This window comes from Aquipuribacter sp. SD81, from assembly GCF_037153975.1.
Lineage (GTDB): Bacteria > Actinomycetota > Actinomycetes > Actinomycetales > JBBAYJ01 > Aquipuribacter.
In genome coordinates, this window is the sequence record NZ_JBBAYJ010000046.1 from 1 (window position 1) to 10,132 (window position 10,132).

9 protein-coding genes are annotated in these 10,132 nt (G+C 76.2%); 6 read left to right on the top strand and 3 right to left on the bottom strand.

Annotation, left to right across the window (positions count from 1 at the left end; translation table 11 throughout):
- Both WAA21_RS17375 and WAA21_RS17380 read left to right on the top strand, forming a co-directional pair.
- On the top strand, positions 1-516 hold a 516-nt coding region (locus WAA21_RS17375), incomplete at its 5' end, for a P1 family peptidase (protein WP_336924115.1).
- A 13-nt stretch (positions 517-529) separates the two neighbouring features.
- A complete protein-coding gene (locus WAA21_RS17380) occupies positions 530-2,128 on the top strand; it encodes an aminopeptidase P family protein (RefSeq protein ID WP_336924116.1) in 1,599 nt (532 codons plus the stop codon).
- 45 nt (positions 2,129-2,173) lie between these two features.
- On the opposite strand, the gene WAA21_RS17385 is transcribed toward WAA21_RS17380, so the two are convergent.
- The 3 genes from WAA21_RS17385 to WAA21_RS17395 form a co-directional block, all read right to left on the bottom strand.
- The gene (locus WAA21_RS17385; RefSeq protein ID WP_336924117.1) at positions 2,174-2,809 is read right to left on the bottom strand and encodes a general stress protein; all 636 of its coding nucleotides are present in this window, start codon (positions 2,807-2,809) and stop codon (positions 2,174-2,176) included.
- 136 nt (positions 2,810-2,945) lie between these two features.
- Positions 2,946-3,527, bottom strand: coding sequence for a Dps family protein (locus WAA21_RS17390; protein ID WP_442893313.1), 582 nt, complete (start codon positions 3,525-3,527; stop codon positions 2,946-2,948).
- Between the two features lie 103 nt (positions 3,528-3,630).
- On the bottom strand, positions 3,631-4,551 hold the full coding sequence (locus WAA21_RS17395) for a DMT family transporter (RefSeq protein ID WP_336924118.1): 921 nt from the start codon (positions 4,549-4,551) through the stop codon (positions 3,631-3,633).
- Between the two features lie 102 nt (positions 4,552-4,653).
- Here WAA21_RS17395 and WAA21_RS17400 point away from each other — a divergent pair, with 102 nt between their 5' ends.
- The 4 genes from WAA21_RS17400 (at position 4,654) to WAA21_RS17415 (ending at position 9,938) form a co-directional block, all read left to right on the top strand.
- The gene (locus WAA21_RS17400) at positions 4,654-6,021 is read left to right on the top strand and encodes a magnesium transporter MgtE N-terminal domain-containing protein (RefSeq protein WP_336924119.1); all 1,368 of its coding nucleotides are present in this window, start codon (positions 4,654-4,656) and stop codon (positions 6,019-6,021) included.
- A complete protein-coding gene (locus WAA21_RS17405) occupies positions 6,018-6,734 on the top strand; it encodes a DUF1003 domain-containing protein (protein ID WP_336924120.1) in 717 nt (238 codons plus the stop codon). The genes WAA21_RS17400 and WAA21_RS17405 overlap by 4 nt, the downstream gene beginning before the upstream one ends.
- A gap of 67 nt (positions 6,735-6,801) precedes the next feature.
- The gene (locus WAA21_RS17410; RefSeq protein ID WP_336924121.1) at positions 6,802-8,763 is read left to right on the top strand and encodes an ATPase, T2SS/T4P/T4SS family; all 1,962 of its coding nucleotides are present in this window, start codon (positions 6,802-6,804) and stop codon (positions 8,761-8,763) included.
- 20 nt (positions 8,764-8,783) lie between these two features.
- Entirely contained in the window at positions 8,784-9,938 is a 1,155-nt protein-coding gene (locus WAA21_RS17415; protein ID WP_336924122.1) for an Mrp/NBP35 family ATP-binding protein, read from the top strand.
- Positions 9,939-10,132: the final 194 nt, after the last annotated feature.

Below are 10,132 nucleotides of genomic sequence, written 5' to 3' on the forward strand. Positions count from 1 at the left end.
GCCGGCCGGGTGCCGGAGGGCCAGGTCGGCGCCGGCACGGGCGCGCGCGTGGACCGCGGCGGCGCAGCCGGCGGCCTCGGCGCCACCGGCGGCCCCGTCGCGGGCACGGCGTGGTCGGTCGGTGCCGTCGTCGCCGCGAACGCAGCGGGCCGACCGACCGCACCCGGTGACGGCTCCCCCGTCGACGGCGTGGTGCCGGCGCCGCACCGGACCGGTCCGCAGCAGCGCAACACGAGCCTCGTCGTCGTCGTCACGGACGCCCCGCTCGACGTCGCCGCCTGCGCCCGGCTCGCGGCGGCGGCGCACGCGGGGCTCGCGCGGGCGGTCGACCCGAGCCACACGCTCGTCGACGGGGACGTCGTCCTCGCCCTCGCCACGGCGGGGGCGGGCGGCGACCCCGGCGACGTCGCCGCCCGGGTGGCGCTGGAGGCGGGGGCCGCCGCGGCCGTGACGAGGGCCTTCGCGCGTGCGGTCCGCCCCGCCCTGCGGGCCGGGGGCGGTGCCGCGACGGCGTGACACGATGGCGCGCATGACGCACGAGCGCGACGTGGCGACCGGCAGCAGCGTGAGCGGCGGCACCCCCGCCGCCGGCGGGCACCCGACCGGCCAGGCCGGCGCCGGCGAGGTGGGGACGCCGAGCGAGGGCGTCGCGTCCTCCGGCGGGCGCAGCCAGCGCCCGAGCTCGCGGGCGTTCCGGGAGTTCGTCGCGTCGGGCTGGGGCCCGCGTCCGGACGTGCGACCTGAGACCGGGGAGGGCGCCCGGCGGGCCGTCGCGCGCCGCGAGGCGCTGTCGGCGCGCTTCCCCGGCGACCGGCTCGTCGTGCCGGCGGGCGGGCTGCAGGTCCGCAGCAACGACACCGACCACCGCTTCCGCCCCCACACGGCCTTCGCGTACCTCACGGGCCTCGGCGGCGACACCGAGCCGGACTGCGTCCTCGTCCTCGAGCCGGTGCCGGGCGGGTCCGGCGGTCACGAGGCGGTCCTGTTCTTCCGCCCCCGCGCGGGCCGCGACACCGAGGAGTTCTACGCCGACGCGCGCTACGGCGAGCTGTGGGTCGGCCGCCGCGCCTCGCTCGCGGAGGTCGAGGCCGCGACCGGGGTCCACGCGCGGCACCTCGACGACCTGCCCGACGCCGTCGCCAAGGGCCTCGGCGAGGTCGTCGTCCGCGTCGTCCGCGACGGTGACCCGGCCGTCACCGACCGGCTCGACGCCGAGCGGCTCACCCACGACGTCGACCTGGAGACCGCGGTCCGCCTCGACGACGACCTCGCCGACGCGGTGTCCGCGCAGCGCTGCGTCAAGGACGACTGGGAGGTCGAGCAGCTGCGCGAGGCCGTCGCCGCGACCGTCCGCGGCTTCGAGGACATCGCCCGGTCGCTGCCCCGGGCCGTCGCCCACGCCCGCGGCGAGCGGGTCATCGAGGGCGTCTTCGCCGCGCGCGCCCGGGAGGAGGGCAACGGCGTGGGCTACGAGGTGATCGCCGCGTCCGGCGAGCACGCGTGCACGCTGCACTGGATCCGCAACGACGGCGAGGTCCGCGCCGACGACCTCGTGCTCGTCGACGCCGGGGTGGAGGCCGACTCGCTGTACACCGCCGACGTGACGAGGACCCTGCCGGTGTCCGGCGCGTTCAGCGAGCCGCAGCGGCGCGTCTACACCGCGGTGCTCGACGCGGCCGACGCCGCCTTCGCCGCCACCCGGCCGGGGGCGACGATCCGTGAGGTCCACCAGGCCGCCATGCAGGTGCTCGCCGAGCGCCTCGCGGACTGGGGCCTGCTGCCGGTCGACGCCGCGACCTCGCTGGACCCGCAGGAGGGCGGCCAGCACCGCCGGTGGATGGTGCACGGCACCAGCCACCACCTGGGGCTCGACGTCCACGACTGCGCCCGCCTCGCCCGCGAGACCTACCAGGGCCAGGCGCTGGAGGCGGGGATGGTGTTCACCATCGAGCCGGGGCTGTACTTCCGCACCGACGACCTGCTGGTACCGGAGGAGCTCCGGGGCCTCGGCGTGCGCATCGAGGACGACGTCCTCGTCACCGCCGACGGCTGCGAGAACCTGTCCGCGGCGCTGCCGCGGGAGCCGGACGCCGTCGAGGCGTGGCTCGCCGACGTGCAGGGGCGCTGAGCAGGCCGGCCGGCCCGCCGCCCGGCCCGCCGCCCTCGCGTCGCGTCAGCCCCGGGGGTCCTGCGGCGGGGTGCGGTACGGGTCCTCGGCGCCCGGGCCCGGCTGCTGCGACGCGGGCGGCCGGGAGGACGGCTGGGACGGCTGGGAGGGCGGCTGCTGGCCGCCGAACCCGGCCGGTCCGGCGTCGACCCCGGAGTTGGGCAGGTTCCGCAGCACGTTGCGCGCCTGGTTGGCGACGTCGGCGACCGCGACGACCTGGTACTGCGAGGCGACGATCTGGCTCGCCGACGTGAAGTCGCGCCGCCCGCCGGTGAAGCTGAACGAGATGACCCCGAAGAGCATGCCGAAGCCGGCGCCGATGAGCGCGGCCGCGAGGAGGACGTCGATCCCGCCGCTGCCGAACAGGAGCAGGAGCAGGCCGACGAAGGAGCCGAAGTACGCCCCGCTCGCCGCACCCGCACCGGCGACCCGCGGGTAGTTGAGCCGCCCCGTCACCCGCTCCACCATGCGGAGGTCGGTGCCGATGATGGCGACCTTCTGCACGGGGAACTTCTCGTCGGACAGGTAGTCGACGGCGCGCTGGGCCTGCTCGTACGTGTCGTACGTGGCGATGCGCTCGCCGTGGAACGGGGTGGGGAGGCGGGGGACGCCACCGCCGCGGGCACCGGGACCGAAGGCCATGGCGACCATGGTCGCACCTCGGGCCGGGAGCCGGCTCCGGACGCACGGACGGGACCGGCGCGACGCCGGTCCCGTCCGTGTCCCAGCCCTCCCGGGCGGGGTGGGGACGCCGCCTGCCTGCGGCGTCCCGGGTCCCTCAGTCCTCGTCGTGCTCCAGCTCGCCCGCGGCCTCGGCCGCGCCCTTCTCCGTGCGCTCGCCGCCGGTGACGAGCTCACCGGAGGAGCTCTCGAGGTGCGCGCGCACGAACCAGTGGAACAGCTCGAGCTTCGCGGCCTGGGCGATGAGCATGTCCTCGCTGACCGGGTCGAGGTCGCCCGACTTCTCGATCGCCTCGCGGTGGTCGCCGACCACGCCCTGGTAGACGACGTCGAGGGCGCCCAGGTGCTCGGCGGTGCCGGCGCGGCGCAGCGAGTAGTCGTCCCACGAGCGCGCCTGGACCATCGCGCCCATCGTGCCGACCGGGCTGCCGCCGAGCGTCGCGATGCGCTCGGCGATCTCGTCGGTCATGGCGCGGACGTCGTCGACCTGGGGGTCGATCATCTCGTGGACCGCGATGAAGTGCGGCCCCACGACGTTCCAGTGCACGTGCTTGAGCGTGAGGTGCAGGTCCGTGAGCGCCGTCAGCCGGTCCTGCAGCAGCGCGGTCAGGGTCGCCGCGCTGTCGGGGTCCATGCCGGGGACGGTGTAGCTGCCGCGCTTGGCGGAGGAGGTCGCCACTGTCTCTCCTTCTTCGGTGGGTCGGGTCGGTCGTCGTTGCCGTCGATGGGGTACCCCTCGCCACCGCACCGGCAAACGGCTCGACGGCCCGACGTGGCGTCGCTCACGCCGGGGACTCCACGGGCTGCCGCCGCGACCGCACGACGACCGCGAGACCGACCAGCACGAGCACCGCGCCGGGGACCACGAGCAGCGGCGGGAGCTCGCCGAGCCACAGCCACGCGATGAGCGAGGCGGTCGGGGTCTCCAGCAGCACCGCGAGGGTCACCGTCGTCGCCCCCGCCCGGAGGATCGCCTGGTTGAGCAGCGCGTGCCCGACGACCTGCGAGGCGAGCGCGACGACGGCGACCTCCGCCCACGTGACTGCGTCGAAGCCGAGCAGCGGCACCCCCAGCAGCAGGCACACGAGCAGCGTCGCGGTCGCGCAGACCCCGTTGGCGAGCGTGGAGTACGTCGCGGTCGACATCTCCCGGCGTGCGGTCTCCGCGGTGAGCGCGTAGCCCGCGGCCGCCGCCCCGCCGCCGAGCGCCATGACGTCGCCGAGCAGGGCCGTCGGCGAGACCGTCGCGTCGAAGCCGGTCACGACGAGCACCCCCGCGAAGGCGAGCAGCACGCCGACGACCACCGGGCGCGGCACCGGCCGCCCCCGCAGCCGCTGCACGAGCACCACCCACAGCGGGGTGGTCGTGACGAGCGCGGTCGAGGCGGTGACGCTCGTGAGGCGCAGCGACGGGATCCACAGCATGAAGTGCACCGACAGCAGCAGGCCCGACCAGCAGACCGCGACGAGCGCGGACCGTGGCAGGGGGCCCTGCTCGCGCGCGCGGCGCCGCAGCCCCCGCAGCCCGGCGGGCAGGTAGGCGAGCGCGCCGGCGAAGGTGCGCCAGAACGCGACGGCGAGCGCCGGGGCGGCGGTCGCGCCGGCCACGGGCGCCGCGACGGAGACCCCGAGGATGCCCACGGCCAGCACGGCGAGGTCGAGCGCCCCCAGCCGGTGCGGGGAGCCGTCGCCTGCGCTCGTCACCGGGGCAGCCTGCCGCACCGGCGGGTCCGCGACGCGCCCGCGGGCCGGGGCGATCCGCGGGGGCACGACGCGGGCCCGGCACCTGCGCGATACTCCCCACCCGTGAGCTCTTCGCCGTCCCGCGTCTTCGCCGCGCGCCTCGCGGGCCTGCCGGTCTTCGACCCGGCCGGCGACCAGGTGGGCCGCGTGCGCGACGTCGTCGTCGTGATGGCGGCGACCGGGCGGATGCGGGCGGTCGGCGTCGTGGTCGAGGTGCCGGGGCGGCGCCGGGTGTTCCTGCCGATGACGCGCGTGACGGCGATGGAGCCCGGGCAGGTCGTGAGCACGGGCCTGGTCAACATGCGGCGCTTCGTGCAGCGCGGCAGCGAGACGCTCGTCGTCGCCGAGCTGCTCGACCGGCAGGTCGACATGCTCGACGGCAGCGGCCAGGTGACCGTGGAGGACGTGGGGCTGGAGCCGGGCCGCGGCGGGGAGTGGCTCGTGCGGCGGCTGTACGTGCGCCGGGTCGTGCCGCGCGGGCGGGGCCCGCTGCGCCGGCGCGGGGAGACGCTGCTCGTCGACGTCGACGAGACGAGCAGCCTCACCCAGCACGCCGGGCCGCAGGGGGCGGCCAACCTGCTCGCCGCCTTCGAGGGGCTCAAGGCCCCGGACCTCGCCGAGGTCCTGCACGGCATGCGCCCCACCCGCCGCCTCGAGGTCGCCTCGGCGCTGGAGGACGAGAAGCTCGCCGACGTGCTAGAGGAGCTGCCCGAGGACGACCAGGTCGAGATCATGAACGCGCTGCAGTCCGACCGCGCCGCCGACGTCCTCGAGGCCATGGAGCCGGACGACGCCGCGGACCTGCTGTCCGACCTGGAGCCGGGGACCGCGGCGCTGCTCCTCGACATCATGGACCCCGACGACGCGCAGCAGGTGCGCCGCCTGCTCGCCTACGAGGAGGACACCGCCGGCGGCCTCATGACGAGCGAGCCCGTCGTGCTGTCCCCGGAGGCGACCGTCGCCGAGGCCCTCGCCCTCGTCCGCCGCGCGGAGCTGGCGCCCGCCATGGCGGCGGCCGTGTTCGTGTGCCGCCCGCCGCTGGAGGCGCCGACCGGCCGCTTCCTCGGGGTCGTCCACATCCAGCGGCTGCTGCGCGAGCCGCCGCACTCCGCGGTCGGCAGCGCCCTGGACCGGGCCGTGGAGCCGCTGCGCCCGGACGCCAAGCTGCTGACGGTGAGCCGCCACCTCGCCACCTACAACCTCGTGTCGGCGCCGGTCGTCGACACCGATCACCGCCTGGTCGGCGTCGTGACGGTCGACGACGTGCTCGACCACCTGCTGCCGGACGACTGGCGCGAGCAGGAGGACCCCGCGGCCGTCGTCACGGGGATGGCCCGCCGCCAGGCCGCCGTGACCGCGGGGGCCGCCCAGGCGGGTGCGACCGCGGAGGGCATGGCGACGCACCGCCGTCCGGGCGGGGGCCCGAGATGAGCGGCCTGGGAGCCGACGGCGCGCAGCCGGCCCGGGAGGCGCCGTCCATCCGCAAGGAGCGCCTCGAGCTCGACGAGCTGCTCGAGCGGGTGGACCGGCGCGGCCGGGCGAGCCTCGACACCCCCGCCTCGCGGCCGGGCCGGCGCCTGCGGCTGCGGCCGCAGTCCGACCCCGAGACCTTCGGGCGCCTCGCCGAGCGCTTCGCCCGGTTCATGGGCACGGCGCGGTTCCTCGTCTACATGACGGCGTTCGTCGCCGTCTGGCTGCTGTGGAACACCCTCGCGCCGGAGGCCGCGCAGTTCGACCCGCGCCGCCTCAACTACACGCTGCTCACGCTCATCCTGTCGCTGCAGGCGTCGTACGCGGCCCCGCTCATCCTGCTCGCGCAGAACCGGCAGGACGACCGCGACCGGGTGCAGAACGCGCAGGACCGCTCGACGTCCGAGCGCGCTCTCGCCGACACCGAGTACCTCACCCGCGAGGTCGCCGCGCTCAAGGTCGCGCTGCGCGACGTGGCGACCCGGGACTTCCTCCGCTCGGAACTGCGGGACCTGCTGGAGGAGCTGGAGGAGCGCGAGAGCGGGCGCGAGGCCGAGCGCAAGGCGCAGCGGAAGGCCGACCGCAAGGGCCGCAAGGGCGGCGACCGGCAGGACGCGTCGGACGGCGCGGACCGTGTCGGCGACCTCGGCGGGCCGGGGGCCGAGGAGACCTGAGCCCGCGGCGGCTGCTCGGTCGTCGGCGGCGGTTCAGCCGGACGGCCTACGTGCCGATCACCCCCGGGTGAGCCTCACCGACGTCCCCGGCACCGCCCGCGCCGAGTCCGACCCGGGCGAGCCGGCCCCCGCGTCGCCCCCGTACGCGGCGGCCGGGCGCCGCCGCCTGGGCGACCTGCTCGTCGACGCCGGTGTCATCTCCGCCGAGCAGCTGGCGGAGGCGCTGGAGGAGCAGAAGGCCCCAGGCCCGCGCCGCCGGCTCGGGCAGGTGCTGGTCCACCTCGGCTTCCTCGAGGAGCCGGACATCGCGGTGACCCTCGCCGAGCAGCTCGGCATGGACACCCTCGACCTGTCGACGCTGCAGCTCGACCCCGCGATGGTGCGCCGCCTGCCGCAGCAGCAGAGCGAGCGCAGCGGCGTCGTGGTGCTCGACCGCCTCGCCGACGGCCGCTACGTCGTGGCGACCGCGGACCCCACGAACGTGCTCGCGCTCGACGACGCCCGCCTCGCGCTCGGGGCCGACATCCTCACCGTCATCGCGATCGACACCCAGATCCGCGACCAGCTGCGCCGCGCGTGGGGCCTGTCGGCCAACAACGACGGGCTGTCGGAGATGGTCCAGGGCATCGGCGCGACCGACGAGGTCGAGGACGACACGAGCTCCGCGGGGGTCGACGACGCCCCCACCGTCCAGCTCGTCAACAAGATCTTCTCCGAGGCCGTGCAGCTCAACGCCTCCGACATCCACGTCGAGACCCAGCGCGACAGCCTGCGGGTCCGCTTCCGCATCGACGGGATCCTCCGCGACGTCATGACGGCGCCGCGCCGCGCCGCGGGCGCGGTGCTCTCACGCATCAAGATCGTGTCGGGGCTCGACATCGCCGAGCGCCGCGTGCCGCAGGACGGGCGCACCCAGATCATCGTCGGCGGCTCGCGCGTCGACACGCGTGTCTCCACGCTGCCGAGCCTGCACGGGGAGAAGGCGGTCATCCGCATCCTCACCCGCGGTGACGACGTGCCGCCGCTGGACTCCCTCGGCTTCGAGCCGGACCAGCTCGCCGCCTTCCGCCGGGCCCTCGCCGTGCCGCAGGGACTCATCCTCATCACCGGCCCCACGGGCTCGGGCAAGACGAACACCCTCTACGCGGGCATCCACGAGATCCTCGACCCCGAGAAGAACATCGTCACCCTCGAGGACCCCGTCGAGGTCCAGCTGCCCGGCATCACGCAGGTGCAGGTGAACAACAAGGCGGGCATGACGTTCCAGGCCGGCCTGCGCTCGGTGCTGCGCCAGGACCCCGACATCGTCCTCGTCGGCGAGGTGCGCGACCAGGAGACCGCCGAGCTCGCCCTCAAGGCCGCGCTCACGGGCCACCTCGTCCTCACGACGCTGCACACGAACTCCGCCGCGGCCGCGCTCACCCGCCTCATCGACATGGGCTCCGACCCCTACCTCGTCGCGAGCTCGCTCGCGCTCGCCATCGCCCAGCGGCTCGTGCGCCGCCCGTGCGCCCGCTGCGCCGAGCCGTACCGGCCGAGCGCGGAGACCCTCACGCTGCTCGGGCTGCACGCCGGCGACCTCCACGGCGCGACCCCGCGGCGGGGCCTCGGCTGCCACGACTGCGCGAACACCGGCTACCGCGGCCGCACCGCCGTGTACGAGGTGCTGACCGTCGACGCCGACCTGCGCCGCGTCCTGGTGCGGGACCCCTCGGAGGAGAGTGTCCTCGCGCAGGCCACCGCGGCGGGCATGCGCACCCTGCGCGGCTCCGCGCTGGCGAAGGCGATGGACGGGCGCACCACCTTCGAGGAGGTGCTGCGCGTGACGACCGCCGACGCCGGTCCTGCCGGCGCCCACGAGGCCACGTGCCCGGGCTGCGCCCGGCAGGTCGAGCGCGGCATGCTCGCGTGCCCGTGGTGCGCGACCGGGCTCGCGGCCGGCGTGTGCGGCACGTGCACGAAGGAGCTGGACGACGCGTGGGTCGTGTGCCCCTGGTGCCGCACGCCCCGCGACACCGGTCACGGCTGAGCGGCTCCTACCCTGGGGAGGTGACTGCCTCCCCCGCCGCACCGGCACCGCCCTCGCCCGAGCAGGTCCGCGAGGCGCTCGCCGGGGTCGTCGACCCGGAGATCCGCCGACCGGTCACCGAGCTCGGCATGGTCGACGGCGTCGAGGTCTCCCCCGAGGGCCGGGTGGGCGTCCGGCTGCTGCTGACGGTCGCGGGCTGCCCGATGAAGGACACCCTCACCCGTGACACGCGGAGCGCGGTCGGTGCGCTGGCCGGTGTCACCGAGGTCGACGTCGACCTCGGCGTCATGACCGCCGAGCAGCGCGAGGAGCTGCGCACGCACCTGCGCGGCGGGCAGCCGGAGAAGGAGGTGCCGTTCGCCCGGCCGGGCTCCCGCACACGGGTCTTCGCCGTCGCGTCCGGCAAGGGCGGCGTCGGCAAGTCGAGCGTGACGGTCAACCTCGCGGTCGCGCTGGCGGCGGAGGGGCTCTCGGTCGGGGTCGTCGACGCCGACGTCTACGGCTTCTCGGTGCCGCGCATGCTCGGCGTGGACCGGCCGCCGACGCGCGTGGACGAGATGATCCTGCCGCCCATCGCCTCGGAGGTGAAGGTCATCTCCATCGGCATGTTCGTGCCCGGCAACCAGCCGGTCGTGTGGCGCGGGCCGATGCTGCACCGGGCCCTGCAGCAGTTCCTCGTCGACGTGTTCTGGGGCGACCTCGACGTGCTCCTGCTCGACCTGCCGCCCGGGACCGGCGACATCGCCATCAGCGTCGCGCAGCTCCTGCCGGGCTCGGAGCTGCTCGTCGTCACGACGCCGCAGCAGGCCGCGGCGGAGGTCGCCGAGCGCGCCGGCTCCATCGCGACGCAGACCCGCCAGCACGTCGCGGGCGTCATCGAGAACATGTCGTGGCTGGAGCTGCCGGACGGCTCCCGCATGGAGGTCTTCGGCAGCGGCGGCGGCGAGCGGGTCGCCGGGTCGCTCTCCCGCCTGCTCGGCACCGACGTGCCGCTGCTCGGGCAGGTGCCGCTGGACACCGCGGTCCGCGCCGGCGGCGACGAGGGCGTCCCGGTCGTGCTGCGCGACCCGGACTCCCCCGCCGCGGTCGCCCTGCGCGGTGTCGCCCGCGGGCTCGCCCGCCGGCGCCAGAGCCTCGTCGGCGCGAGCCTCGGGCTCACCCCCGCCGGTCGCTGAGCCGGACCGTCGCCGGCGGCGCCGGGCCCGCGGCTGCTCGGACGACCCGCTCAGGTGGTGTCGCTCAGGTGGCGTCGTCGTCGACGCCCGCGCGGCGGGCCGCCTCCGCCCACGACGTCGGGGCCGGGCTGGGACGGCGGGCGGGCGTCCCGGTCGGGCCGGCGGGTCGGGCGGGCCGCGAGGCCGCGGCGCGC